The sequence below is a fragment of the Ruegeria sp. A3M17 genome (genome assembly GCF_003318255.1).
Classification (GTDB): Bacteria; Pseudomonadota; Alphaproteobacteria; order Rhodobacterales; family Rhodobacteraceae; genus Ruegeria.
The window spans coordinates 37,404-62,386 of record NZ_QOCF01000013.1 but is presented as its reverse complement, the minus strand read 5'-3'; the positions used below and the strand labels follow the sequence as shown (position 1 = coordinate 62,386).

Genomic DNA, 24,983 nt, shown 5'->3' with positions numbered 1-24,983 from the left:
ACGCGCAAGGCAGAATGGGGCAGCAGGGATGATTGGGCGCAGATCACAGCGCGATTCCGAAGAAAACACGGACGTCAGGCCGAAGGGCTTTGACGACTATGAGGTGCGACTTGGCGACAGGATGCGCGGCGAACGCGCGACCATGGGTAAGTCTCTTCTGGATGTTCAGCGCGAACTGCGGATCAAGGCCAACTACATAGCTGCAATCGAAGACGCTGATCCTGATGCGTTTGACACACCCGGCTTCATCGCCGGGTATGTGCGTTCCTATGCACGCTATCTGGGCATGAACCCGGATGATACCTTTGCCACGTTCTGCGCCGAAAGCGGGTTCGAAGTGGCCCATGGCATGTCGGCCGAGGCTTCGGTTGTGCGCAAACCATCTGGCGGGTTGCCCGCGCGGGGCCCGATGGGGCGCGATCCGTTCATCTCGCCGAATACACCTTACATCCCGGGCAGGGAAACTCTGGTCAGCCAGATTGAGCCGCGCGCCATTGGCTCGTCTCTGGTCCTGCTGGCGGTGATTGGTGGCATTGGCTATGGCGGCTGGGCGGTTCTGAACAAAATCCAACAGGTTCAGGTTAGCCCGGTTGAACAGGCCCCGGTTGTTCTGTCTGATCTCGATCCACTGGATGCGGTACGCGCGCCGGTTGAAATTGCCGAAGCAGCAGAATCCACAGCACCGACCCCCGAGGCGCTGGATCGTCTTTATCGCCCACAGGCGCTGGATGTTCCGGTTCTTGTGGCACGTGACGCGCCGATTGCCACATTGGACCCTCGCACTGTCGGAACGTTCCGCCCGCCAGAGGCGCCCCGGATCGAAGTGGCCGAGGTGCACACTGTTGAACGCCTCGCATTGCCGCAGGTGGTCGAACAGGTTGATACCGCGCTGAAAATCGTGGCCGTAGCACCATCGTGGATGCGTATTCGCGCCGCTGATGGAAGCGTTTTGTTCGAAGGCACATTGGGCACGGTCGAGCAGGGCAATACATTCGAAATTCCGTTGACCGAAGAACCGCCGCAACTGCGCGCAGGGGCTTCGGGTTCCGTCTATTTTTCGATGAATGGTGAACATTTCGGGCCTGTTGGCGCGCCTGGCACAGTGACGAAAGGTGTTCTGCTGTCCAAGGACGCGGTTGCCGAACGCTATGAGATCGCCGATCTGGAATCCGAACAGAACAGCGCCCTCAAACAATTGGTGGCCGAACTTCAGGCGGAAGTACCTGAAACGCCGGCTGAGTGATCTGGCCATTGCGGTGGCCGGGTAGGCGGACTATTTAAAGACGCAACTCAGGCAGCTTTGGACCCGTCCTCATGTCCCTTAATCACGTCCGCCCGTGGCGAAACATCTATCGCCGCAAATCCCGCCAGATCATGGTTGGAAATGTTCCGGTCGGGGGCGACGCACCCATTGCTGTCCAGACGATGACGAACACCCTGACAACGGATGTTGCCGGGACCGTTGCGCAGGTTCAGGCCGCAGCAGAGGCGGGTGCCGATATCGTGCGGATTTCCGTCCCTGATGAGGCGTCATCGAAAGCACTGAAAGAGATCGTGCGCGAAAGCCCGGTTCCTATCGTGGCCGACATTCACTTTCACTATCGTCGGGGCATCGAAGCTGCCGAGGCGGGGGCCGCATGCCTGCGCATCAACCCGGGCAATATCGGCGATGAAAAGCGTGTGAAAGAGGTTATCAAGGCCGCACAGGACCATAATTGTTCGATCCGGATCGGCGTGAACGCCGGTAGTCTGGAAAAGCACTTGCTTGAGAAATATGGCGAACCGTGCCCCGAGGCGATGGTTGAAAGCGGGTTGGAGCATATTCGTATCCTGCAGGACAACGACTTTCACGAGTTCAAGATCAGTGTGAAGGCCAGCGACGTCTTCCTGTCGGCTGCGGCCTATCAGGGCATTGCCGAGGCCACGGACGCGCCGATCCACCTAGGCATCACCGAAGCTGGCGGACTGGTGTCTGGCACCATCAAATCGGCCATCGGGCTGGGTAATCTGCTGTGGATGGGCATCGGCGACACGATCCGTGTCAGCCTGTCCGCTGACCCGGTTGAAGAGGTAAAGGTGGGCTTCGAGATTCTGAAATCTCTGGGCCTGCGCCATCGCGGCGTGAACATAATCTCGTGCCCGTCTTGCGCGCGGCAGGGGTTCGACGTGATCAAAACGGTCGAGGCGCTGGAACAGCGGCTGGAACACATCAAAACGCCGATGAGCCTGTCGATCATCGGCTGCGTGGTAAACGGCCCCGGTGAGGCGCTGATGACCGATGTCGGTTTCACCGGAGGTGGCGCTGGATCGGGCATGGTTTATCTGGCAGGTAAGGCCAGCCACAAGATGTCGAACGACCAGATGATTGATCACATCGTCGAAGAGGTCGAGAAGAAGGCCGCTGAACTGGACGCCGTGGCTGAGGCGGCGGAGTGAACCGAAAAAAGTGTTTGCGGTCTACGCTTCTGGATACCCTCAGAAATGTGACCCTCGCTTTTCTGATAGGTTCTTGACCATGCTAAATAAATCCCACGCGCTGATGGCATTGATGCTGTTGGCACAACCCAATCTCGGCTCGGCAAGGGACTATCCTACTCTTGTTGGGGATACGATTCATCAGGAATGCCAAACGGCGAAAGAGATCGCAGACTGGGCGTATCGGTCGACCCTTCCTGATATTATGTGGCCGGATTTTGCTCCGGCGGACTCAAATGCGCAGATTGTTCTGTCCCGGCTAAACGACTTTGATGACAGGTCTGGTCCGCTTATCAGTGGCGGATACACGATGTACGACCCGGGGTTCTTCGAGAGAAAAGAACCAGAAGAAAACCCTAGAAAATATGATGAGTATTATTGGCAACGCGAGCCGCAGAACGGTAAGCGACTCGTGATTTGGTCCTCAAACCACAGCTGGAGAGGAAACTGGTTTTATCTCTATTACTTAGAACAGGATCAGAGTTTTGAAGAGTTTTATGAAACCTTATGGCTTTCACCGCGTGGCGAAATTAACGTGCCATCCCTCCTGGAAAAAGACCAATGGGATGCCCCAACGGTATTGAAACGCGCGACGGTCGCAGGGGCTTCGCTGTGGGTAATCAATCAGAGGAAACAACATGCAAAATGGGGCATCTGGGACGTCCTGATTCCTGTGGCTGAAGAGATGGTTCAGCCTTGCTGGATCGACTTCACGCCAAACCTCCCAACTGGCCTTGACGCTTTGCCCACTGCAGTCAAGCGTTTTGCCAAATTGGCAGACGAGGCTTTGGGTCCTGGAACAGGCGAAGGTACGCTTGCACCGACCTCACGTATTCGCGCGGGGGTCGCAAGGAAATGGACGCTGATCAGCGAACGACCCTGGGCGCTGACCCGATCCTTGTACAATACGCGCAAAGAGGTTGAGGGCGGTCTGGAGGTTTGGGCCAGGCAGATGCCCGCAAGGGCGATCGTTTATCGCAAGCTGAAACGCGAATACGACAAGGCAGTGCCACAGCTTGCAGATTTCCTTAGGACCCGTTTCGAAATTGATCCGGGGCAGGCAGACAAATACAGCGCGTTTGCAATGGATTACATGTTACGCAGCTACTTTGTCTTCCACAGTCCAAATGGTGCAAGAACCTCAACTTTCACAAATCCGTGGCCCGAGGCAATACGTTAGATCCAGCAGAGCGCATTTTGACGAATGTGAAGGGCAGGGGCGGCCAAAACCGCCCCCTTCATTCACCCCTGTTCTGCGCGCACACCGTCCGCAATCTGCTTCATCTGATCCGCTGGCAGGAAGCCGCGCAGCATTTCGGTGCCCAGAACAAATGAAGGCGTTCCCGAAATTTGCATACGCTGCGCCAGCGCACGGGTCTGACCGATTTCATCCGTAACCTGCTCGCTGTCCATGGCCGCAATGATCGCATCGCTGTCCAGGCCCAGGCCATCCGAGATCCGGCGCAGGGAGACTTCGGAAGGCTCTCCACCGAATTCCATCAGCGCGTCATGGACCTGTTTGTAAGCGTCAGCGCCGGCCACATGTTTCGTAGCTACCGCAAAGCGCGAAGACAGGACCGAGGCGTCGCCCAAGATCGGGAATTCCTTGATTACAAGGCGGATGTTGCCATCTTCGGCCAACAGGCTCGCGACTTCGGGCACGGCGCGGCGACAGTAGCCGCAGCGGTAATCCATGAATTCGACCAGCGTGATATCGCCATCCGGGTTGCCGCCAACCCAGCTATAGCCGTCGTTGAACAGCTCGTCCGCATTCGCGGCGACCAGTTCCTTGTCAGCAGAAGCTTCGGCCACAGCGTTGCGCTGTTCAAGAATGTTGATCGCTTCGATGATCACTTCGGGGTTTTCCAGAAGGTACTCGCGCACCTGCACACCGAACTGCTCGCGTTCGGCATCGCTCATGGTGCTCAGGTCCAGGGCCTGCGCGGGGCCGGTGATCAGGGAAAGCCCGAGAAGGGCGGGTGCAGCATGTCTGAGGATCATTTCCGGTTCCTTTTCTTTTTCTTCGCTCGTTCCGAGGCAATCAACACATCCTGTGCCCGTTGCCAACCAGGTGAACCTTCGGGCAATTGCCCGACGGCGCGTTTTGCGTGAATGCCTGCATCGACCAGGCGGCCTTGCAGGGCATAGCGTTCTGCGGTCACAGCCGAGGCCATGCCGTTATTTCCGACCTTGGCATAAGCCATTCCAAGATCCTGCATCAGTCGTGCATTGCGATAGTCCCGCGCGCGCGCCTTTTCAAGAACCTTCAGGGCGTCGGTCGTCTGCCCATCTGCCAGCAAGGCGCGCCCGTACCCCGCCAGAAGCAATGGATCATTCGGAGACATCTCAACTGCCTGTCCATAAGCTTTAATTGCGTCGGATAATTTTCTGTTTTCCAATAGAATCTGCCCTTTTAACTCATAAAAGAACGGATCATCGGGCCGGATTTCCAGCGCGCCGTCGATCGCTGCCCTTGCGCGGGCCAGATCGCGGTTCTGATGATGGGCGGCAGCTTCGCGCATCAGGCGTATGTCCTGCGCGCTTTCCTCTTTCAACCGGCGCAAGGTCCAGCCCGGTGAACGCAGGAAGGCCGATAGCTTGCCCTTGACCCGCGCGAACCAGTAGTCGGCGTTGGGGTTTGGTGACGCATGATCGCTGAACTCCCCCACAAACGCCTCAGCGGCGCGCAGCCGTTCGCGGCTGGTGGGGTGGGATCGCATATAGGGGTCTTGGTTGGCGGTGTTCAGCAACTCCTGACCTGCAAACTTTTGGTGAAGGGCAACCATTCCGTTGGGTGAGATCCCCGCCGCGCGCAGGTAGCTGGCCGAACTGCGGTCGGCTGATGCCTCTTCTGCCCGTGTGTGCCCCAGGAAACTGCGCAGGGCAGACGCGGATGTGCCTGCGGCGATTCCCGCTGCGGCCTCGCCACCACCTGCGGCTGCGGCGATTAGGGCCAGCGCAGTACCCAGCTGGGCTTTGCGCTGCGCTGCGCGCATATTTTCAACCCGTCTGGCCAGATGGCCATTGGCGATATGGGCCGCCTCATGTGCGATCACGGCCTGCAGCATCTCGGGGCTTTCGACGGTCAGGATTAGTCCGTAATTCACGTATATTGCGTTGTAATCAATGACAAATGCGTTGAATGTACTGTCATTGATGACCAGAATTTTCACCCGGTTGGTGTTTAGCCCGGCGGCCCGCAGGATGGGAAAGGCCAGTTCGCGCAGCCCGTGCTCGATATCGGGGTCGCGGATCAGGCTTTGAGCGCTGGACTGAAACGCACTGCCCATCCATGTCACTGCAATCAGCAACAGGGCCGGGATTGACGCCAGCCTGGATAAGCGTTCAAAAGCCATGGCTGCAACATGGGAGATGGGCATGAGAAACTCAACCCGATCCGGGGTCGATCCCTTCATCGTGATGGACGTGATGGAGGCCGCGCGCCGCGCTGAAGAGGCCGGGCGGCACATCATCCATATGGAGGTCGGCCAGCCGGGAACGGGCGCGCCCAAGGGGGCCGTTCAGGCCTTGGCCAAAGAAATGGACCAAGGCCCGCTGGGCTATACCGTGGCTTTGGGCCTGCCCGCGCTGCGGCAACGGATCGCAAGCCTGTACGGTGAGTGGTATAACATCGATCTCAACCCCGACCGCGTCGTGGTCACACCCGGGTCGTCCGGCGGGTTTCTGCTGGCTTTCACTGCCCTGTTCGATAGCGGCGACCGCGTCGGTATCGGCGCGCCGGGCTATCCGTCTTACCGGCAGATTCTGAAAGCGTTAGGTCTGGTTCCTGTCGATCTGCCCACTGCACCTGAGAACCGACTGCAACCCGTGCCATCCGATTTCGCAGGGCTCGACCTGCAAGGCCTGATGGTTGCCTCGCCTGCGAACCCCACGGGCACGATGCTGGATCACAGAGCCATGGGCGCGCTTATTGACGCCGCGCAGGGGCAGGGCGCTTCGTTCATCAGCGATGAGATTTACCATGGGCTGGAATATGAGGCCAAAGCCGTCACCGCGCTGGAACTGACGGATGAATGCTATGTGATCAACTCGTTTTCCAAGTATTTCTCGATGACCGGCTGGCGCGTTGGCTGGATGGTGGTTCCCGAAGATCAGGTGAGGGTGGTTGAGCGGATCGCCCAGAACATGTTCATCTGTGCGCCGCACGCCAGCCAAGTGGCTGCGCTGGCGGCAATGGATTGCAACGATGAATTGCAGACCAATCTGGATGTTTATCGTCGCAACCGCCAATTGATGCTGGAAGGGCTGCCCAAGGCAGGTTTCACCAATATCGCGCCGCCGGATGGGGCGTTCTATGTCTACGCCGACGTCTCGGACCTGACCGACGACAGCCGCGCTTTTGCGGCCGAGGTGTTAGAAAAGGCGGGGGTAGCCGTCACGCCGGGGCTGGATTTCGACCCGCTGCGCGGTCATAAGACGCTGCGGTTTTCATACGCGCGCTCGACGGCGGACATCGAAGAGGGTCTGCAGCGACTGCACCGCTTTATGGCGGATCGCGGTGCGATCACGGAACAGGCCTGAGCCGTTCACAACGGGCCCCGGATGCGATAGAGTGCCAGACAAACGATCTCGGGAAAACTTGAGGCTATGAGCAGGATCATTTATGCCATTGCGCTGTTTTGGGCGCTGTCGACTGCCGCAGTCGCGCATGACTTCAGCGCGCTTGCGCGCGTGTTACCGGATGACAGTCGCATTGTGGACGAAGGTCGCGCAGGGGTGAGGGTCGATCTGGGCCTCAGCCAGGGCGTTCCTTACCGCGTATTCACATTGCAAGATCCCTATCGCATGGTACTTGATTTTCAAGAGGTTGACTGGACCGGACTTGACCGCGAAGCGCTTCTGCAAACCGATCGTATCAGCGGTGTTCAGTTCGGAGCATACGTTCCCGGTTGGTCTCGGATGGTTCTGGAACTTGGAGCGCCCTTGGCCGTCGACCGCGCCGAGATGAAAATTGATCAAACGGCTGGAGGCGCGCAACTGTCGTTGCTTCTGCAAGGAACCGATTTCGATTCATTCGCTGCGGGCGCAGGCGCACCCCGTCAACAAGGTTGGGATTTGCCCGAACCCGCAGTGACACCGGCCCAGCCGCGACGGGGCGGGGCAGGCGCGTTGCGGGTCATGCTGGACCCAGGCCATGGTGGCATCGACCCGGGGGCCGAGGCGGACGGCTTGGACGAAAAGACCCTGATGCTGACCTTCGCGCGCGAACTTCGCGAGCATTTGTTGCGGACCGAAGGGTTCGAAGTGGTGATGACGCGGGTTGATGATCAATTCGTCTCGCTCGAAAGGCGCATCGCGCTGGCACATCGGGCCGGTGCAGATGTGTTTGTCTCATTGCATGCGGATATCCTGTCCGAAGGGCGGGCGCATGGGGCCGCAGTTTATACACTGTCAGACGAAGCATCAGATGTGGCCAGTGACAAGCTGGCCGAACGTCATGACCGGGGTGACCTGATCTCGGGGATCGATTTGAGCGGTGCGGACGATCAGGTGGCCGATATCCTGCTGGATATCGCGCGGCAGGAAACCAAGCCCCGAACTGATGCGCTGGCCCGTGCGCTGGCTGATGGCATGACACAACAGGGCGGCCCGATGAACAGCAGGCCGATCCGCACGGCGTCCTTCTCGGTTCTCAAAGCAGCGGATATTCCCTCGGTTCTGGTCGAGCTTGGATTTCTGTCCAGCCCCCGGGACCTGCAGAATATTAGGAACCCGGAATGGCGCATTGGAATGGCGCAGGGCATTGTTGATGGTCTGCAGAAGTGGCGGCAGGACGACCTGATCAAAAGATCCCTGATTGGTCAGTGACCCTGCGACGTAAACCGGCTATTATTGGCCATCGTGTTTTGACCCTGCGCCGGGCCATCACTATATAGGCGTCACCGCGAGTAAAAGGCAGTAACGTGATCCGTTTCATTCTTTCGATTTTCGGGGCGATCTTCAGCCTCGTGACATTGGGTATCTTCATGGCCGCGCTGGTCGTCGGCGCGATCTTCTGGATGTATGGCCGCGACCTGCCCAGCCATGAATCGTTGGCGCAGTACAAACCGCCCACGATCAGCCGAATCTATTCCGGCGAAGGTCAGTTGATCGACGAGTTCGCGCAGGAACGCCGTTTGTTCACGCCGTCCGAAGAGATTCCTGATCTGGTTAAGCAGGCCTTTATTTCGGCGGAAGACAAGAATTTCTACAGCCATCAGGGCTATGATCCGCGCGGCATCATCGCTGCCGGTGTTGAGGCGGTGAAATCCAAGGGGGAAACCCTTCGTGGTGCATCGACCATTACACAGCAGGTGATGAAGAATTTCCTGTTGTCGGGCGACAAGCGCGTTGAGCGAAAGATTCAAGAAATCATCCTCGCCACCCGGCTTGAGGATACGCTGGACAAGGAACAGATCCTCGAACTTTACATGAACGAGATCTTTCTAGGTCAGAACTCTTATGGTGTGACCGCAGCGGCACAAACCTATTTCAACAAGACTCTGCAGGAACTGGCTCCACATGAGGCTGCGACGCTGGCCTCCATGCCCAAAGCTCCATCGAAGTATCACCCTGTTCTGCAAAAAGAACGTCTGCTGAACCGCCGCAACTATGTGCTGCGGGAAATGCGGCAGAACGGCTATATCGATCAGGCGACCTATGACGTCGAAGTGGATATGCCTCTGCGGTCTGTGCAAAACGGCGACTTTGAAAGCTTCCGCACCGCGCTGCCGCCGCGTGATTATTTCACCGACGAAATTCGCCGCCAGCTGAGCGACGATTTCGGCGAGGGTGAATTCTTTACCGGCGGCTTTGCTGTCCGCGCCTCGGTTGACGAGGAAATGCAGCTTGAGGCCGCCAAGGCCTTGCGTACCGCACTGCAAAAGTATGACCGCTCGCGCGGGAAATGGCGCGGGACGGGTGAGGTTATTGCGGAAGAAAAACTGACCGACGAAACTCAGTGGCGCGAAGCATTGGCCATCATAGAAATACCCCGTGACGTTGTGCTTCCGACGCAGTGGTATCCGGCTGTTGTGATGAACGTCGGTGAACAGCAATTGACCGTGGGGATCGAGGACGGCCCGGCCGACGGCATCATCCCACGTTCCGATATCAAGTGGATGCAGGGTGATTTCGCGGCGAACTTCAAACGTGGCGACGTTATTCTGGTCATGGCCGGGGAAGAGGGCCAGTGGTCTGCACGTCAGGTGCCCGAAGTGCAGGGTGGCTTTGTAGCAATGGACGTGAACTCGGGCCGTGTTCTGGCGATGCAGGGTGGGTTCTCGTATCAGGATTCGGTGTTCAACCGCGCCACGCAGGCGCAGCGCCAACCCGGTTCCAGCTTTAAGCCTTTCGTCTACGCGGCTGCACTGGACAGCGGCTATAGCCCCGCAACCATCGTTGTGGATGCACCGATTGAGGTGAACACGCCGCAAGGTCTGTGGCGGCCCAAAAACTCTTCGAACAAATTCTACGGCCCAACACCGCTGCGTACGGGGATCGAACAGTCGCGGAACCTGATGACCATCCGTCTTGCGCAAGAGGTGACCATGCCAGTTGTCGCGGGCTATGCCGAACGGTTCGGTGTTTATGACCGTATGGGTGCGTTCCTTGCGAACTCGCTGGGGTCGGAAGAAACAACGCTGTACAAAATGGTCGCCGCCTACGCGATGTTCGCCAACGGCGGCGAACGGGTGGAGCCCACTCTTGTCGACCGTATTCAGGACCGGTTCGGCAAGACGATCTATCGCCATGACGACCGGCAATGTCTGGATTGTAACTCGGCCTGGCTTGAGCCGGACGAGTCGCCCACTATTGAGACGAACCGCTCTCAGGTCATGGATGCGATCACCGCGTATCAGCTGACGTCGATGATGAAAGGTGTGGTGGATCGTGGGACTGCGTCCAGTGTCGTCAATCTGCCGGTGCCGACTGCGGGTAAAACGGGAACGACGAACGAATCCAAGGATGCATGGTTCATTGGCTTTACCTCGAACATCGTTGCTGGTTGCTATATCGGTTATGACCGCCCGCGTCCGATGGGGCGGGGGGCCTATGGGGGCACGTTGTGCGGACCAGTGTTCCAAAGCTTCATGGAGAAAGCGGTCGAGAAATACGGTGGCGGTCCGTTTGATGTGCCCGAAGGTGGCCACTTCATCAAGATCGACCGCTTCAGTGGCGCGCGCCTGCCTGCCGATGCTTCCGGTGACTATGTCGTGGCTGAATATTTCCGCGATGGCGTCGACGGCTTTATCGACCGTGTCTATGACGGTGGCTTTGCGATGGGCTCTGACCTGCCTCTGTTCGAAGAGGCCAACTCGGGCCGTCAGGTTACCACGTCGACTGGCAACACAATCACTGTTGGCCCCAACGCCAGCCAGGGTGATCTGCAGGGCGGCGGTCTTTACTGATCCGCTGCCTGCAGGAGGAGGTTCAACAGGTCTTCTTCCGGGTCATTTGTGACCGTGCCATCTACGCGCCAGAAGATCGACAGAGCACATTTTGCGGCTGCCCATTTGGCAAGTCGCTTTTTGTCAACCCGCAAGGCGGTCGCGTATAGCGTCAGGCCAGATTCAATCTGTTCGGGTCGCCGAACCAACTCTGGCATGCCTTTGGGGTGGCGCAGGGCATTGGCCAGCTCAAAAGCCGGATCGCCGATGTACCCTTTGGCGTCAAAGACCCGAGGCCCGGCGGGTGTCGCGATCACGTTGTCATGATGCAGATCTCCGTGCAGCGGAACAAGCGTATCCTGCGTGTCCAGAAGGTGACGGCCAATGCTGATCGCTTGCATCATGTCGTGCCTTAGCCCAGTCGGGCAATCGTCTGAGAATTGGCAGTCGAAAACTGGCGCGAAGACTTCCTGAAGCGGTTTCAGCCCGGTCGCGTTGATGGTGGGGCTTTGGTGCAGTTGATCCGCTGCCGTCGCCAGACCGCGTATCGCATCATCCGGGCGGCCTGACCGCGCGATGTCCCCAAGCGATGGTCCTTCAAGCCATTCCGTCAAAACGGCGTTGGGGGCCTCGGCCAGTATGTGCACAGCGCCCCGGTTACGCCACAGATGCATCAGGTGCGGACCAGCTGTTTCATTGCCACGGTTTGGACGGCGATAGATCTTGAGGGCGGCAAGCGTGTTGTCCAAAGTTCGGACCTTCCACACATGTGCATGCCCGGTATTTGCGACGGGCTGTGCGTCTTCCAATTCCCATCTGGTCAGAAACTCGTTTAGCGCGTTTTGCATTCCCGTGTCGCCCGTCTTGTGGTGGCCCGCGCCTCTTGCTATCACGCAGGCCTGATTGAGCAAGTTGGGACAAGACCATGCGCGCCGAAACCCAGAACACCGTGGCGGAAATCGAAAAGTCACTGGAGCTGCTGGCGCAGCGTATGGACTATGAGACCGCCCCTCATCGTCTTGAGGAATTCAATGCGCGCGTTGAGGATCCTAACCTGTGGGATAACCCTGAGAATGCGCAGAAACTGATGCGCGAGCGTCAGATGTTGGTCGATGCCATTGAGACCTACGAATCCATTAAGACCGATCTGAGCGACAATATCGAGCTGATCGAACTTGGTGAGGTGGAAGAGGACGAAGAGGTCGTCAACGACGCCGAGGACGCTATCAAAAAGCTGGGGGCGAAGGCCGCCAAGAAAGAGCTTGAGGCGTTGCTGGATGGTGAGGCCGATGGCAACGACACCTTCCTTGAAATTAACTCGGGCGCTGGTGGTACGGAAAGCTGCGACTGGGCCTCGATGCTGGCACGGATGTATGTCCGCTGGGCTGAGAAGAAGGGGTACACCGTCGAGCTGCAATCCGAGACCTCGGGTGAAGAGGCGGGCATCAAATCGGCTGCGTACAAGATTTCCGGCCATAACGCCTATGGTTGGTTGAAATCCGAGAGCGGCGTGCATCGTCTGGTGCGCATTTCGCCATTTGACTCGGCGGCCAAGCGGCACACATCCTTCAGTTCGGTCTGGGTCTATCCGGTGGTCGACGACAATATCGAGATTGAGGTGAACCCGTCCGAAATTCGCATCGACACATATCGGTCTTCGGGCGCGGGCGGTCAGCACGTGAACACCACGGACTCGGCGGTTCGGATTACGCACATACCGACCGGGATCGTCGTGACCAGTTCTGAGAAGTCGCAACACCAGAACCGCGATATTGCCATGAAGGCCCTGAAATCGCGCCTGTATCAGCAGGAATTGGACCGCCGCAACGCGGACATTAACGCGGCACACGAGGCCAAGGGTGATGCGGGCTGGGGCAACCAAATCCGGTCTTATGTTTTGCAGCCGTATCAGATGGTCAAGGATCTGCGTACCAACCATGAGACGTCTGACACCAAAGGTGTATTGGATGGCGATCTGGATGGGTTCATGGCTGCCACCCTTGCGATGGATGTGTCGGGCAAGAGCCGCTCCGAAGCGCAAGGCGACGGCTGAGACGCCGCAAGGGGGCGCTGCCCCCGTCTCCGCAGGCGGAGACTCCCCCGGGATATTTTTGGCCAGATGAAGCGGATCCGTACGCTGTGGTACGTAAGGTAAAAGATATATGTAAAACACGGGTTTAAATGGGGTTGTGGCCTCGTTAGGCTGATCGCGACTTGGTAACACTGAATGCGATGGGTCCCGGATGGATTTAAGTCAGACAACTGCAACTGCCTTATTGGCGTCGCTTTCGACCCGGCGTCTTTCTGCCGCTGATTTGATGCGTGAAACCTTGGATCGCATTGCGGCGGTCAACCCGCCTCTGAATGCGATTGTTGCGCTGCGCGATGAAGAGGCGCTGATGGCCGAGGCGCGTGCGCTGGATGCGGGACCAGTGACAGGCCCGTTATATGGGCTGCCGATCGCGGTCAAAGACCTGGTGAATGTCGCTGGAGTAGTCTCGTCGCAGGGATCACCGCTGTATCGCGATCATGTGCCAGAAAGGGACGATCTGATAGCGGCACGAATGCGGGCGGCCGGCGCAATCCTGATCGGTAAAACAAATACGCCGGAGTTTGGCTTGGGTTCGCACACGTTCAATCCCGTTTATGGCGCCACACGTAACCCATATGACCACTCTAAGACATGCGGTGGATCGTCGGGCGGGGCAGCGGTTGCGCTGGCCACCGGGATGGTTGCGCTGGCGGATGGCTCTGACATGATGGGCAGCCTGCGCAATCCGGCGGCCTGGAACAATGTCTATGGGTTTCGCCCAAGTTGGGGACGTGTGCCGCCTGAACCGGTGGGCGACGTATTCCTTCACCAACTGTCCACGCTTGGCCCAATGGCACGAGCCCCGGAAGATCTGGGTGTGTTGTTGGACGTGATTTCAGGGCCTGACCCGCGGCATCCTTCAACCCCGCACAATGCTGCAATGTCCCCGGTTCAGGCGGCCGATCTGTCCGGAATGCGGATTGGTTGGCTGGGCGACTGGGGCGGGGCGTTCCCGTTTGAGGATGGTATTTTGGACCTGTGCCAGGATGCGCTGTCCGTTTTCGCACAGCAAGGGGCGCAGGTCGAAGCTGTTGCGCCGCCCTTTGATGCGGAACGCATATTCGAAAGCTGGTCAATCTTACGATCCTGGAGCGTGGCGGCCAGTCTGGCCCCGCAGTCTGAACAGCGGGCGCAGTTGAAGGACACGGCACAATGGGAGCTTGACCAGGGGCAAGCCCTGACGGCGATGCAGGTGCATAAGGCGAGTGTTGTACGGTCGGATTGGTTCCGGCGCGCGGCTGCACTGTTCGAAGAGTTCGATGCGCTGATCCTGCCATCCACTCAGGTCTGGCCGTTTGAACTTGAGCTTCCGTATCCCACCGAGATTGCCGGTAAAAGCATGGATACCTATCACCGCTGGATGCAGGTTATGATTCCGGTCAGTCTGATTGGCTTGCCGTGTCTGTCGGTGCCGGTGGGGTTTGGGGCAGGCGGGTTGCCGATGGGCATGCAGGTCTTTGGCCCGCGCGGCGCGGATGCGGATATATTGTCAATCGGGGCCGCGTATCACGACGCGACCGGGTGGCCACAAAACCGACCGGCTTGAGGAGAGCGCCGGAAACAGGAGGAGAGACAGAGCATGGAAAAACCCTTTGGGGTTCCGGAAATGGGACCTGTGGATACCGGAATGCTGCGCGAGGCATTGCGCCGTGCCTGGGCTGATTTTCGTCGGGCACCTGTTTTTGGCCTGTTGTTCGGTGGGTTCTATGTGTTGGCTGGCTTGGCCATGGCGTGGGTCACGGTGCAGACGCAGACGTCATTCTGGCTGGTGCTGGCCACCATAGGATTCCCATTGCTCGGCCCCTTTGCGGCGGTGGGGTTGTATGAAGTGTCTCACCGGCTGGAACAGGGCGAACCCTTGAAGTTCAGAGAGGTTTTTGGCGTGATCCTGCAGCAGAGCCGTCGTCAATTGCCATCCATCTGCGCGATCATCGTGGTGGTTTTCCTGTTCTGGTTTTTCCTGGGTCATATGATCTTTGCGTTGTTCATGGGGCTGTCGACCATGACCAACGTCTCCAGTTCGCTAGAGGTCTTTATGACGCCCAATGGCCTGACTATGCTGGCCGTTGGCAGCGTCGTGGGGGCCATTTTCGCGCTTATTCTATACATGATCACCGTCCTTTCGATCCCGATGTTGCTGGACCGGGAACTGGACTTCGTGACTGCGATGATCGCCAGTTTCAGCTATGTACGGTCGAACCCGAAGATCATGCTGGGGTGGGGTGTGTTCGTGGCCGTCGTGACATTCGTGGCCATGATCCCGTGGTTCTTGGGGCTGTTGATCGTCTTGCCGTTGCTGGGGCATGCCAGTTGGCACCTGTATCGTCTGATCACTTTGACAGGGACCAGGAAAGACGCCTGAAGAGCCTATGCTGCGCTTTGCTTGAGCCGCTTGGCAGCGCGCGCTGCAGGCAGGGCGGCCTTTGCCTGAGTGCCCAGATAGTTCAGCGAAATCCGGCGCATTGTGGTCGCCTGAGCGTTGGTCTTGGACAGGCAAATTGCAATGCCACGCCATCGCTCGGAGTTTTCTTCAGCGCCGCGCGTTACAAGGTAGATGCGACTGTTTTGGGCCGCGCGGCTGGACATAAGGATAAAAATCTGCCGCCCGGCGCAGGCCGCGATACCCTGTACTTCACGTCTGGTGGTGTCGGCCGGTATCCCCTCATTTTCGGGCTCATAGCTGCGCACCAGCGTGCATTGCGGCAAACGGCGCGTGTGGATCAGCCGGTGTCTGGTCATGGGAGATCCGTCCAGTCCCGTTTCCGTCGCATAATAAAAGCCCGCCGGCAGCAGGTTTTCGGTCAGCGTTGAGGGGCCGGACCCCAGGAATTCAGACAGGGCCGAAGCAGCCGGATGTTCCGGAGGTGTTTCAATTTCCTCCAGAGGCCGCAACAAGATACGGGCGTCGACCTCGAAAAAACGGCACATGCGATCCAGAACATCGGGGCGGGGAAAGCTTTCACCCGCCAGATATCTGTTGAATTGGGTCCTGTTGATGCCCAGTTGACGGCACAGCTCGGACACGGACGAATATTGCCGCGACAATTGTCGCAGATTGGCACCGAACATCCGGCGCAATTCATCAGGACTGCGGATACTCATGGTCATTTCTGTCCCAGGTTCCAGAGTGTCATTCCAAAAAGTGCGACGCACCCGACCTTTTGGTCGTTCGTGCATTCTCAATCGTACTGGTGACCCTAGCTGGCGCATCCCAACACCACGCTACGCCTCCGAAGTTAACGTCGGGGCAGGTAAAGGCAATAGGCTTTACGTCAATTTGTATGATCTTTTTGGGTAACCATGCTCATAAGTGACATACAGCGAAATTGTTTGAACATGTCCTGGGACTGCGCCTCGCCCCGGTACCCAAAGGGGGGGGCGAGGCGAAAAAGTCAGTCGCCGCGCAGCAGGGCGGCCACGCCGGTGCGTGCAATCTCGACAAGGCCTAGCGGACGCATCAGATCGGCAAAGGCGTCGATTTTGTCCGGGGCACCGGTGAGCTCGAAGATGAACGAATTCAACGTGCTATCGACGACGCTGGCGCGAAAGATATCGGCCAGACGCAGCGCCTCGACCCGCTTGTCGCCCGCGCCGACAACCTTGATGATCGCCAGTTCCCGCTCGACCGAGGCGCCTTCGACAGTCAGATCGTGAACCTCGTGCACCGGAACGATACGGCCCAATTGGGCTTTGATCTGTTCGATCACCTGAGGGGTGCCGGTGGTGACGATGGTGATACGACTTAGGTGGCCGGTGTGATCCACCTCGGCGACGGTCAGGCTTTCGATGTTGTAACCCCGGCCCGAAAACAGTCCGATCACGCGGGCCAGAACACCCGGTTCGTTTTCGACCAAAACCGCAATCGTATGGCGTTCTTGCACGTCCGAAAACGTGGGGCGTAGGTTATAGGCGGAATGGCGCGTTGCACCTTTTTTGATATGCAGGGCAGACATTTATGTCCCTTTCATAATCCTGTGATGGTCGGGTGCCAGTGCACCCGACAAAATCCGTCGAATTGTGTCAGACCAGAACCGAGCCTTTGGAATCGATCACGCCCTGCGTCTCGGCTTCGCCCAACAGCATTTCGTTGTGCGCCTTGCCCGACGGGATCATGGGGAAGCAGTTCTCGTGCTTTTCGACCAGACAGTCAAAGATCACCGGACCGTCATAGTTGATCATCTCCATGATGGCGTCATCCAGATCGGCCGGATCGGAACACAGGATGCCCTTGGCACCAAATGCCTCGGCGAGTTTGACGAAATCGGGCAGGGCCTCGGACCAGGAATGCGAGTACCGCTCGCCATGCAGCAGTTCCTGCCACTGACGCACCATGCCAAGGCGTTCATTGTTCAGAATGAACTGTTTCACCGGCAGGCGATACTGCGCCGCGGTTCCCATTTCCTGCATGTTCATCAGCCACGAGGCCTCGCCCGCGACGTTGATGACCAGCGCGTCAGGGTGCGCCATCTGCACGCCGATGGAGGCTGGGAAACCGTAGCCCATCGTGCCCAATCCGCCCGACGTCATCCAGCGGTTCGGATCTTCAAAGTTGAGGTATTGCGCGGCCCACATCTGGTGCTGACCTACCTCGGTGGTGATGTAGCGGTCGTGCTTTTTGGTCAGTTCTTCAAGACGTTCAAGCGCGTATTGCGGTTTGATCGTCTTTTCACTGTTGGTGTAGGCCAGACAGTTCACTTTGCGCCATTCGGTGATCTGATCCTGCCACTTGGCAACCGACGCCTCATCGGTTTTGCGGCCACGCGCTTTCCAAACCTTCAGGATGTCCTCCAGCACATGTGCAACATCACCAACAATCGGGATGTCCACGCGGATCACCTTGTTGATCGAGGAGGGGTCGATGTCGATATGCGCCTTTTTCGAGTTGGGCGAGAACGCATCGATCCGCCCAGTGATCCGGTCATCGAACCGCGCACCAATGTTGATCATCAGGTCGCAGTCATGCATCGCCAGATTGGCTTCATACAGACCATGCATTCCCAGCATGCCCAGCCAGTTTTTGCCCGACGCCGGGTAGGCGCCCAGACCCATCAAGGTAGACGTGATCGGGAAGCCGGTCGCATCAACCAGTTCGCGCAGCAATTGGCTGGCCGCCGTGCCGGAATTGATGACGCCGCCGCCGGTGTAAAAGACGGGTTTCTTGGCGGTCTCAATTGCGGCGACCAGTTCGGTGATCTCCTCCAAATCGCCCTTCACTATCGGTTGGTAGTGCGAGGTCGAGGGCTTTGGAGCGCTATAGTCACCGGTTGCGAACTGAACGTCCTTGGGGATATCGACCAGAACCGGACCAGGGCGGCCCGAGGTGGCGACATGGAATGCCTCGTGCATCGTGTCGGACAGCGAGTCCGTGTCCTTGACCAGCCAGTTATGCTTGGTGCAGGGGCGGGTGATGCCGACGGTGTCCGCTTCTTGGAACGCGTCCGAGCCAATCATGAACGTCGGAACCTGTCCGGTCAAAACCACAATCGGGATCGAATCCAAAAGCGCATCCGTCAGGCCGGTCACAGCGTTTGTCGCGCCGGGGCCAGAGGTCACAAGGGCAACGCCGGGCTTGCCGGTCGAGCGGGCATAACCTTCGGCTGCGTGAACCGCGCCTTGTTCATGCCGCACCAGAATGTGACGAATATCGTTTTGCAGAAAAATCTCATCATAAATCGGTAGCACAGCACCGCCGGGGTATCCGAATACCGTGTCCACGCCCTGATCCTTGAGGGCTTGAACTACCATCTTTGCGCCGGTCATCTCACGTGTCATCTGCTTTGCTCCGTTCGCGACATGTGTCTTGCGTTTAGCATAAAAAAAGCCCCCGAGATTTTCGGAGGCGCATGGGTTCGATTATGGTTTACCGTTACCGGCCCATGCGCGTGGTTCCTACGATTACGACTAGCGTTCTCATCGCCAGAGGCTCCTTCTTTGCGTGCAGGGACATTATGAGCCGGGGGAAGAGGCGTCAACAGGCTTTTGCACCAATTTTCTAACTCTGAGGGTGAATTTTGCGACATTTTATTGCGCAGATTGACGCATGCAGGGAATATTCAGGAAAAATACCCCCTTTGACCTCCAAATTTCTGCCTTGAGGGTAGTCAAAAAGCGGCATCGCGATGTCCGAAACAAGCATGATGAGCAGTTTTGACTGCGGCACGCTGAGATTGACCGAACAAGGAAGGGAGGCGGAGGATGATCCATGATCTGGTTGATCTGGGGCGGTATCCGATCGATTGCCCGGACTCGCGCGCTTATGAACGACTGATCGGTGATCTGCGCCGCGAGTTGGATCAGGACGGCTGCGCCGTTTTGCCCGGTTTTGTCCACCCCGAAGGTTTGGCGCAGCTATTGAAAGAGGCGGATGCCGTGGCCGACCGGGCGCACCGCTCTTTCAACCGCACCAACGCTTATTTCTCAAAGGACGATCCCCGGTTGGACCTGAATCACCCAATACGCAGATTCTATGACCGGTCGAACGCCTTCGTTCCGGCAGACAACTTTCCCAAATCGGGTCCACTGCGCCGAATCTATGAATTCGAGGGTTTTTTGCCGTTCATACGCGATGGGCTGGATGAGCCGGAGGATCGGTTCTTTCGCTATGACGACCCGCTGGCGGATGTGATCGTCAACGTGGTCGAAGAAGGGCAGGGCTTTCCCTGGCATTTCGATACCAACAACTACACCGTGACACTGGCCATCCAGAATGGCGAGGCGGGTGGGGCCTTTGAATATGTGCCGAACCTGCGCAGTACCGAGGACGAGAATTTCTCGTCCGTGGCTTCGGTGCTGGACGGAAACCGGGCACAGGTCAGGGCGTTGGAGCTGCAGCCCGGGGATCTTCAGATCTTCAAGGGCAGATACGCGTTGCACCGGGTCGCCCCGGTCAAAGGGGCGCGCAGCCGATATGTCGGCATCTTTTCCTTTGTCGAAGCCGAAGGCATGTGTGGTGGGGTTGAACGCACCAGGCAACTTTATGGACGGGTTCTGCCGCATCATCACCAGCGTGCTGGATTACGCAAGGATCAGTTGTTGGATTGACCGGCCATGGGTTACAATCGAGAGCAGGGGCTACCGTCGGAGGGGCACATGCCGGAATTGCTACAGCTCACGCCATTTGTTCTGTGTTCGTCACTGCAAAAGCAGATTGATTTTTATTGCAACCGGTTGGGATTTACCTGCGGTTTTAGGCAGGACAATTACGCCTTCTTGTCGCGTGGCAAGGTCGCCATTCGGTTGCTTGAATGTCCGCCGCGCGAGGATGGGCGTGATCTGGGGGATGATCAGTCCTTTTATATTGATGTGGACGGGATTGATGATCTGTATGAAACCCTAAAGACAGGGTTGGCGGATTTACCAGAGGGGCGAGTGCGCCCGCCGTTTGATCAGCCGTATCAACAACGCGAATTTCACGTCCTGGATGAGGACGGAACACTGGTGTTTTTTGGCGAAGGTTTGCGAGCAAAGTCCTGAGTTGAAAAGCTCCCGCCCGTTGTCCATGCGCCTTCGGCGCACGTCCTCAGGTTGGGCCGGGCAGCGCGTTCCGCACTGCGGGATCAGAAGCCGGGGCTTGTGCCCTGCAGTACACCATGTTCAAGCGCATAGCGGGTCAGGCCGGCGGTGGATGAAATCCCAAGTTTGCGCCGGATGTTCTTGCGGTGCGTTTCAACGGTTCGGACCGAGATATCCAGCGCGGCGGCGACTTCCTTGTTGGATTTGCCCTGCGCCAGTTCCAGCAGAATTGTCTGTTCACGCCCGGTCAGCGCCTCGCGGGCGCTATCGCCTTTGGGCTGAAGCGATCCGCTGGCCCCGGTACACAAGTACTGCTCACCACGCATCACGGCGTCGATGGCCTGTTTGATCTCATCCGTCGGCACGTCCTTGAGCACGTATCCGCTGGCGCCATGGCTGAGCGCGGTCGAAATGTATTCGGGGCTGTCATGCATGGACAGGATCAAGATGCGTGTTCGGGGTCGGCGTTCCAGAATGATCTCGGTCGCGCTGAGCCCGCCTAGTCCGGGCATGTTCAGATCCATCAGGATCACGTCGGGCGCAAGATCGGTTGCCTGATCCACGGCCTCTTGCCCGCTGCCCAGTGTTCCGACCACCTCGATCTCATCATAGCTTTCAAGGATCGACTGAATCCCTTCGGCGACCATGGGGTGGTCGTCAACGATAAGAACCCGGATTGTCTGATCGCTCATGTACCGGCCTTTCGGTTAGGCGTTGCGTCTTCCTGTGGCGGCAGCATGTGGCTGAGAGGCAGGCTGACCTCAATCACCGTGCCGCTGCGTGGGGCGCGTGATGACAGAATGCGCAGCGATCCGTCAAGCTGTTCGATACGTTCCTGCATGTTGCGCAGGCCGATACCGGGGTTGGCAGGATCAGGTGTGGTGCGTAACCCACGGCCATTGTCGGTGATCCGCATTGTCGCGCCTTTCTTGTGGCCGCGCAGGTCGATTGTAACACGGGTCGCCCCTGAATGGCGCTCGATATTGGTCAGCGCCTCTTGGGCGATGCGGTACAGGGCGATCTTGCTGTCCTGATCCAGCCGGTTGCGGAACACCACGGTTGAGAATTCGGTCTCGATCCCCGTGCGCTCGCAGAAATCGTCGGTCAGGGCCTTGAGGGCAGGGCCGAGGCCCAGATCGTCCAGAACACCAGGCCGCAGGTCGCGGCTGATGCGGCGAACTTCGGTAATGGCTGCGCCCAGCGTGTCGATGCCTTTGTCCAGCGGATCGCGCGCGCCATCGTCATCGCCGCGCGACAAGCGGCGGCGCGCATTGTCCAACGTATAACGCACACCCACAAGGATCTGGCTGATGCCGTCATGAAGCTCGCGCGCCACGCGGCCGCGCTCTTCTTCTTGCGCATCAAAAACCCGCTGCGTCAGTTCCTTGAGTTTGGCATCTGCCAGACGGCGCTCGCGGACGTTCAGCAACATGCCCGAAGTGAAGACAACCAACACAGCGGCAAGAACGATTGCGCCAATATACGAGAATGTCCGCTGCACGCGCTCCTCGACCTCGGCCCGCGCGGTGGCGACCGTCGCGACAATGTCGTCGATGAACACCCCGGTGCCGACAGCCCAACGCCAATCCTGCAGGCCGACCACGTAGGCGATCATCTGCGCCTCTTCCCCGGTCGAGGGTTTCTGCCACATGAAACTGTGCCAGCCTGCACCCTGACGGGCGAGGCTGATGAATTCGTCCACAATTGGGGTGCCATCACTGTCGGTCAGACCCACCCAGTTTTGGTTGATGAATTCGGTCTGGCGCGGGCTGACAAGGTTGTTGCCGTCATAGTCATAGACGAAAAAGAAACCGTCTTTGCCGTAGATCATCGCCGACAGGATTTGCGTCACAAGGTTCTGTGCCACCTTGTCTTCAGTCGATGCGCGCCCATAGATATAGGCAAACCCGTTTCGAGCCTGCGTGACATAGTTCTTAAGTTCTTCTTTCTTGGCCTCGATCAGTCGCCGCTCAAGCGCTTCAATTTCACGTTCGGCGGTTGCCCGGGATTCATGAACCACGAAGAACGCAATCGCGGCCACTGCGACGACCAGAGGGATCGCCGCCACAAGCGACAATTTCTGGCCATAGGTCAGTGAAATCAGATTACGGAATCCCCTCATAGGCGAATCGATACGCAAGCAGGCGGCAAATTGCAAAATTTTTGGTGAATTGGCGCATATGAGAGGGCCGGCGCGCAGAATTATTTTGCATTTGTCACGGTTTGCACTCGGGAAAACATCAAAAACGCGATCCCCTACGTAGTACTAGGTATTCACATTCACATCGTGGTCATTAGGCTGACGCGCACTGAAAACGACTACGCCCGGCAATTGCCCGGGTTTTGAATATGTAGGGGAGGAACACTCATATGGATCGTCGTTCATTTCTAAAAACATCTGCTCTGGGCGGCTCGGCAGCTGCAGCCACCACGCTGGCGGCACCGGCGTATGCGCAAGGCAAGCGCACGCTGACCATGGTAACCTCGTGGGGTCGCGGCCTGGCGGGTGTTTTCGACAGCGCACAGCGCTGCGCCGACAGCATCACTGCGATGTCGGACGGCAACCTGACCGTTGACATCAAGGCTGCCGGTGAATTGGTTGGCGCATTCGAAGTCTTTGACGCGGTTTCGTCGGGTCAGGCCGACATGTATCACGCGGCGGACTACTACTTTGTTGGCCAGCACCCGGGCTATGCCTTCTTCACCGCTGTTCCGTTCGGCATGACCGCTCAGGAAATGGTGAACTGGTACTATCAGGACGGCGGCATGGAGCTGCATGACGAGCTGGGCCAGATCTTTGGTCTGAAATCGTTCCTGGCAGGTAACACCGGCGCGCAAGCGGGTGGCTGGTATTCGAAAGAGATCAACGGTCCAGAAGACTTCCAGGGTTTGAAATTCCGTATGCCCGGTCTGGGTGGTCAAGCTCTGGGTAAACTGGGTGCCTCGGTGCAGAACATTCCGGGTTCGGAAGTGTATCAGGCGCTGTCGTCCGGCGCGATCGACGGTACCGAGTGGATCGGTCCGTGGGCCGACGAAAAGGCCGGTTTCCAGGAAATCACCAAGGTTTACTACACCGCTGGTTTCCACGAGCCGAATGCAGGCCTGTCGCTGGCAACCAACCGCGACGTGTTCGATAGCCTGACACCTGCTCAGCAGAAGATCATCGAGATTGCCGCAGGCGAAGCACACCAGTGGAATCTGGCGCAATTCCTGGCCAACAACGGTGCGGCCCTGCAGCGTCTGCAGTCGGGCGGCGTCAAGGTCATGGAATTCCCCGACAGCGTCTGGGATGCGTTCGGCCAAGCCAGCCAGGAAGTGCTGGACGAAAACATGGGCGACGAGCTGTTCAAGAAGATCCACGACAGCGCCATGGCGTCGTCGGCGTCGTCGGCCGGCTGGCAGGGCCTGTCGTCGGGTGTTTACACAACACAGCGTAACCGCGTTCGCGGCTAAACGATTTCCAAACGAACAATTGGTTTCCCCGCAATCGCGGGGAAACCTTTTCCTGTTGCGTATGCGCGGACCCATCAAACCGCTATAATCAGCAGTGCAACTGATACGACCTGGGGACAACATGCAGGACGAAAACGGTATCTCGTTCTTCGGCGCCCTGTGGAACGGACTTGTGTGGTTCGTTCAAAACATTGCCGAAGCCTTCTATAATTTCGGATACGCCATCTCGCATCCGCAACTCTGGCTGAACTGGTCGGACAAAGAAGCGATCATGCGCTTTGTCTATTACGGTGGATCGGTCGAGTTCTTCTTTGTGGTTTTCACACTCTTTCTGGTTCTGACGGCCATCGGGCTGTACTACCGGAATTTCATGTGGGGCATGGTGCGGGGCCTGGAAGGGTTCGCCAACACCGCCGGGCGATTCTTTGCCTGGGCCGGTCTGTTGATGGTCATTCAGCAGATCGTCATCGTGTTCATGCAGCGCGTGTTTACCCGCCCGGATATGTCCTTTGGCCTGGGTATCCCGTTTCAGATGGATATCAGCTGGTTCGCGGAAGAGCTGAAACTCTACAACGCGATGGTTGTCTGTCTGTGCTGTACCTACACATTCGTGCAAGGCGGTCACGTACGTGTTGACCTAATCTACGCCGGTATCAGCCATCGCGCCAAACGCGTGGTCGACATGCTGGGTGCGGTTTTCTTCATGATGCCGATGGCGGTGCTGACATGGATGTATGGCTGGTATTTCATGTGGCGGCACCTGATCGTGCCGAAACCGTCGGCCAGTGACACGCTGGATCGTCTGGTGATGAAATCCCGCGCGCTGCGCTGGAATGTCGAAACCATCGGGTTCAGCCCAAATGGGTTCAACGGATACTTCCTGTTCAAGATACTGCTGGTGGCCTTTGCCGCGATGGTATTCCTGCACGCGATCGCATTCCTGTACCGCTCGTATCTGGAATACGTGGAAGGGCCGGACAGCATTGGAAAATACCTCGACAAGGACAGCCTTGGCGAGGGTGAAGAAGCCTACGAAGGCGCACATTAGGGACGGAGACCCA

At 57.9% G+C, this 24,983-nt stretch carries 21 protein-coding genes; 13 read left to right on the top strand and 8 right to left on the bottom strand.

Translation table 11 applies throughout. The annotated features are described in order from the left end of the window. Positions 1 to 28 precede the first annotated feature (28 nt). From DS906_RS06855 to DS906_RS06845, 3 genes are all read left to right on the top strand, one after another. Positions 29 to 1,243, top strand: a complete 1,215-nt coding sequence (locus DS906_RS06855; protein WP_113789467.1) for a helix-turn-helix domain-containing protein — start codon at positions 29 to 31, stop codon at positions 1,241 to 1,243. Positions 1,244 to 1,314: 71 nt separating this feature from the next. After that, positions 1,315 to 2,436, top strand: coding sequence for a flavodoxin-dependent (E)-4-hydroxy-3-methylbut-2-enyl-diphosphate synthase (gene ispG, locus DS906_RS06850; protein WP_113789466.1), 1,122 nt, complete (start codon positions 1,315 to 1,317; stop codon positions 2,434 to 2,436). A gap of 103 nt (positions 2,437 to 2,539) precedes the next feature. Then, positions 2,540 to 3,655: a hypothetical protein gene (locus DS906_RS06845; RefSeq protein ID WP_147235194.1), complete on the top strand. Its 1,116-nt coding sequence runs from the start codon at positions 2,540 to 2,542 to the stop codon at positions 3,653 to 3,655. A 62-nt stretch (positions 3,656 to 3,717) separates the two neighbouring features. Here the strand turns inward: DS906_RS06845 and DS906_RS06840 are convergent, their stop codons facing one another. Continuing rightward, a complete protein-coding gene (locus DS906_RS06840) occupies positions 3,718 to 4,476 on the bottom strand; it encodes a DsbA family protein (RefSeq protein WP_108860388.1) in 759 nt (252 codons plus the stop codon). Next, positions 4,473 to 5,855: a M48 family metalloprotease gene (locus tag DS906_RS06835; RefSeq protein WP_113789464.1), complete on the bottom strand. Its 1,383-nt coding sequence runs from the start codon at positions 5,853 to 5,855 to the stop codon at positions 4,473 to 4,475. Before DS906_RS06835 ends, DS906_RS06840 begins: the two co-directional genes overlap by 4 nt. Here DS906_RS06835 and DS906_RS06830 point away from each other — a divergent pair. From DS906_RS06830 to DS906_RS06820, 3 genes are all read left to right on the top strand, one after another. Next, the gene (locus DS906_RS06830) at positions 5,854 to 7,017 is read left to right on the top strand and encodes a pyridoxal phosphate-dependent aminotransferase (protein ID WP_113789463.1); all 1,164 of its coding nucleotides are present in this window, start codon (positions 5,854 to 5,856) and stop codon (positions 7,015 to 7,017) included. The genes DS906_RS06835 and DS906_RS06830 overlap by 2 nt on opposite strands. A gap of 66 nt (positions 7,018 to 7,083) precedes the next feature. Beyond that, a complete protein-coding gene (locus DS906_RS06825; protein ID WP_113789462.1) occupies positions 7,084 to 8,304 on the top strand; it encodes an N-acetylmuramoyl-L-alanine amidase in 1,221 nt (406 codons plus the stop codon). 95 nt (positions 8,305 to 8,399) lie between these two features. Continuing rightward, complete coding sequence (locus DS906_RS06820) at positions 8,400 to 10,886, top strand: penicillin-binding protein 1A (protein ID WP_113789461.1); 2,487 nt, start codon at positions 8,400 to 8,402, stop codon at positions 10,884 to 10,886. On the opposite strand, the gene DS906_RS06815 is transcribed toward DS906_RS06820, so the two are convergent. Further along, a complete protein-coding gene (locus tag DS906_RS06815) occupies positions 10,880 to 11,713 on the bottom strand; it encodes an aminoglycoside phosphotransferase family protein (protein WP_113789460.1) in 834 nt (277 codons plus the stop codon). The genes DS906_RS06820 and DS906_RS06815 overlap by 7 nt on opposite strands. A gap of 77 nt (positions 11,714 to 11,790) precedes the next feature. On the opposite strand from DS906_RS06815, the gene prfB reads away from it, so the two are divergent. The 3 genes from prfB (at position 11,791) to DS906_RS06800 (ending at position 15,319) form a co-directional block, all read left to right on the top strand. Further along, the gene (prfB, locus tag DS906_RS06810; protein ID WP_113789459.1) at positions 11,791 to 12,918 is read left to right on the top strand and encodes a peptide chain release factor 2; all 1,128 of its coding nucleotides are present in this window, start codon (positions 11,791 to 11,793) and stop codon (positions 12,916 to 12,918) included. Between the two features lie 190 nt (positions 12,919 to 13,108). Further along, positions 13,109 to 14,503 carry an amidase gene (locus DS906_RS06805; protein ID WP_113789458.1) on the top strand — a complete coding sequence of 465 codons (1,395 nt, stop codon included), beginning with the start codon at positions 13,109 to 13,111 and terminating at the stop codon, positions 14,501 to 14,503. A 33-nt stretch (positions 14,504 to 14,536) separates the two neighbouring features. Beyond that, a complete protein-coding gene (locus DS906_RS06800) occupies positions 14,537 to 15,319 on the top strand; it encodes a DUF2189 domain-containing protein (protein ID WP_113789457.1) in 783 nt (260 codons plus the stop codon). A gap of 5 nt (positions 15,320 to 15,324) precedes the next feature. On the opposite strand, the gene DS906_RS06795 is transcribed toward DS906_RS06800, so the two are convergent. The 3 genes from DS906_RS06795 to DS906_RS06785 all read right to left on the bottom strand — a co-directional run bounded on the left by DS906_RS06795 (position 15,325) and on the right by DS906_RS06785 (position 18,729). Then, positions 15,325 to 16,059, bottom strand: a complete 735-nt coding sequence (locus DS906_RS06795) for a helix-turn-helix domain-containing protein (RefSeq protein ID WP_233494716.1) — start codon at positions 16,057 to 16,059, stop codon at positions 15,325 to 15,327. Positions 16,060 to 16,349: 290 nt separating this feature from the next. After that, complete coding sequence (gene ilvN / locus DS906_RS06790; protein ID WP_113789456.1) at positions 16,350 to 16,910, bottom strand: acetolactate synthase small subunit; 561 nt, start codon at positions 16,908 to 16,910, stop codon at positions 16,350 to 16,352. Positions 16,911 to 16,977: 67 nt separating this feature from the next. Continuing rightward, positions 16,978 to 18,729, bottom strand: coding sequence for an acetolactate synthase 3 large subunit (locus DS906_RS06785; protein ID WP_113789455.1), 1,752 nt, complete (start codon positions 18,727 to 18,729; stop codon positions 16,978 to 16,980). A 423-nt stretch (positions 18,730 to 19,152) separates the two neighbouring features. On the opposite strand from DS906_RS06785, the gene DS906_RS06780 reads away from it, so the two are divergent. Beyond that, positions 19,153 to 19,998 carry a hypothetical protein gene (locus DS906_RS06780; RefSeq protein WP_113789454.1) on the top strand — a complete coding sequence of 282 codons (846 nt, stop codon included), beginning with the start codon at positions 19,153 to 19,155 and terminating at the stop codon, positions 19,996 to 19,998. Positions 19,999 to 20,046: 48 nt separating this feature from the next. Next, positions 20,047 to 20,430, top strand: a complete 384-nt coding sequence (locus DS906_RS06775) for a VOC family protein (protein ID WP_113789453.1) — start codon at positions 20,047 to 20,049, stop codon at positions 20,428 to 20,430. 83 nt (positions 20,431 to 20,513) lie between these two features. On the opposite strand, the gene DS906_RS06770 is transcribed toward DS906_RS06775, so the two are convergent. Together DS906_RS06770 and DS906_RS06765 are read right to left on the bottom strand one after the other, a co-directional pair. Next, positions 20,514 to 21,161, bottom strand: coding sequence for a response regulator transcription factor (locus DS906_RS06770; RefSeq protein ID WP_113789452.1), 648 nt, complete (start codon positions 21,159 to 21,161; stop codon positions 20,514 to 20,516). Then, positions 21,158 to 22,591, bottom strand: coding sequence for a cache domain-containing protein (locus DS906_RS06765; RefSeq protein WP_113789451.1), 1,434 nt, complete (start codon positions 22,589 to 22,591; stop codon positions 21,158 to 21,160). Before DS906_RS06765 ends, DS906_RS06770 begins: the two co-directional genes overlap by 4 nt. A gap of 248 nt (positions 22,592 to 22,839) precedes the next feature. Here DS906_RS06765 and DS906_RS06760 point away from each other — a divergent pair, with 248 nt between their 5' ends. After that, positions 22,840 to 23,922, top strand: coding sequence for a TRAP transporter substrate-binding protein (locus DS906_RS06760; RefSeq protein WP_113789450.1), 1,083 nt, complete (start codon positions 22,840 to 22,842; stop codon positions 23,920 to 23,922). 121 nt (positions 23,923 to 24,043) lie between these two features. Next, positions 24,044 to 24,970 (top strand): TRAP transporter small permease subunit, encoded by a 927-nt coding sequence (locus DS906_RS06755; protein ID WP_113789449.1) that lies wholly within the window; start codon positions 24,044 to 24,046, stop codon positions 24,968 to 24,970. Positions 24,971 to 24,983 lie beyond the last annotated feature (13 nt).

Bases quoted from the DNA above. Each gene is read 5' to 3' on its own strand.
- DS906_RS06775 (WP_113789453.1), top strand. From the start codon at position 20,047: ATGCCGGAATTGCTACAGCTCACGCCATTTGTTCTGTGTTCGTCACTG.
- DS906_RS06855 (WP_113789467.1), top strand. From the start codon at position 29: ATGATTGGGCGCAGATCACAGCGCGATTCCGAAGAAAACACGGACGTC.
- DS906_RS06805 (WP_113789458.1), top strand. From the start codon at position 13,109: ATGGATTTAAGTCAGACAACTGCAACTGCCTTATTGGCGTCGCTTTCG.
- DS906_RS06815 (WP_113789460.1), bottom strand. From the start codon at position 11,713: ATGCAAAACGCGCTAAACGAGTTTCTGACCAGATGGGAATTGGAAGAC.
- DS906_RS06770 (WP_113789452.1), bottom strand. From the start codon at position 21,161: ATGAGCGATCAGACAATCCGGGTTCTTATCGTTGACGACCACCCCATG.
- DS906_RS06835 (WP_113789464.1), bottom strand. From the start codon at position 5,855: ATGCCCATCTCCCATGTTGCAGCCATGGCTTTTGAACGCTTATCCAGG.
- DS906_RS06765 (WP_113789451.1), bottom strand. From the start codon at position 22,591: ATGAGGGGATTCCGTAATCTGATTTCACTGACCTATGGCCAGAAATTG.
- DS906_RS06800 (WP_113789457.1), top strand. From the start codon at position 14,537: ATGGAAAAACCCTTTGGGGTTCCGGAAATGGGACCTGTGGATACCGGA.
- ispG (WP_113789466.1), top strand. From the start codon at position 1,315: ATGTCCCTTAATCACGTCCGCCCGTGGCGAAACATCTATCGCCGCAAA.
- DS906_RS06780 (WP_113789454.1), top strand. From the start codon at position 19,153: ATGATCCATGATCTGGTTGATCTGGGGCGGTATCCGATCGATTGCCCG.
- DS906_RS06755 (WP_113789449.1), top strand. From the start codon at position 24,044: ATGCAGGACGAAAACGGTATCTCGTTCTTCGGCGCCCTGTGGAACGGA.
- DS906_RS06830 (WP_113789463.1), top strand. From the start codon at position 5,854: ATGAGAAACTCAACCCGATCCGGGGTCGATCCCTTCATCGTGATGGAC.
- ilvN (WP_113789456.1), bottom strand. From the start codon at position 16,910: ATGTCTGCCCTGCATATCAAAAAAGGTGCAACGCGCCATTCCGCCTAT.
- DS906_RS06760 (WP_113789450.1), top strand. From the start codon at position 22,840: ATGGATCGTCGTTCATTTCTAAAAACATCTGCTCTGGGCGGCTCGGCA.
- DS906_RS06845 (WP_147235194.1), top strand. From the start codon at position 2,540: ATGGCATTGATGCTGTTGGCACAACCCAATCTCGGCTCGGCAAGGGAC.
- DS906_RS06795 (WP_233494716.1), bottom strand. From the start codon at position 16,059: ATGAGTATCCGCAGTCCTGATGAATTGCGCCGGATGTTCGGTGCCAAT.
- DS906_RS06840 (WP_108860388.1), bottom strand. From the start codon at position 4,476: ATGATCCTCAGACATGCTGCACCCGCCCTTCTCGGGCTTTCCCTGATC.
- DS906_RS06785 (WP_113789455.1), bottom strand. From the start codon at position 18,729: ATGACACGTGAGATGACCGGCGCAAAGATGGTAGTTCAAGCCCTCAAG.
- DS906_RS06825 (WP_113789462.1), top strand. From the start codon at position 7,084: ATGAGCAGGATCATTTATGCCATTGCGCTGTTTTGGGCGCTGTCGACT.
- prfB (WP_113789459.1), top strand. From the start codon at position 11,791: ATGCGCGCCGAAACCCAGAACACCGTGGCGGAAATCGAAAAGTCACTG.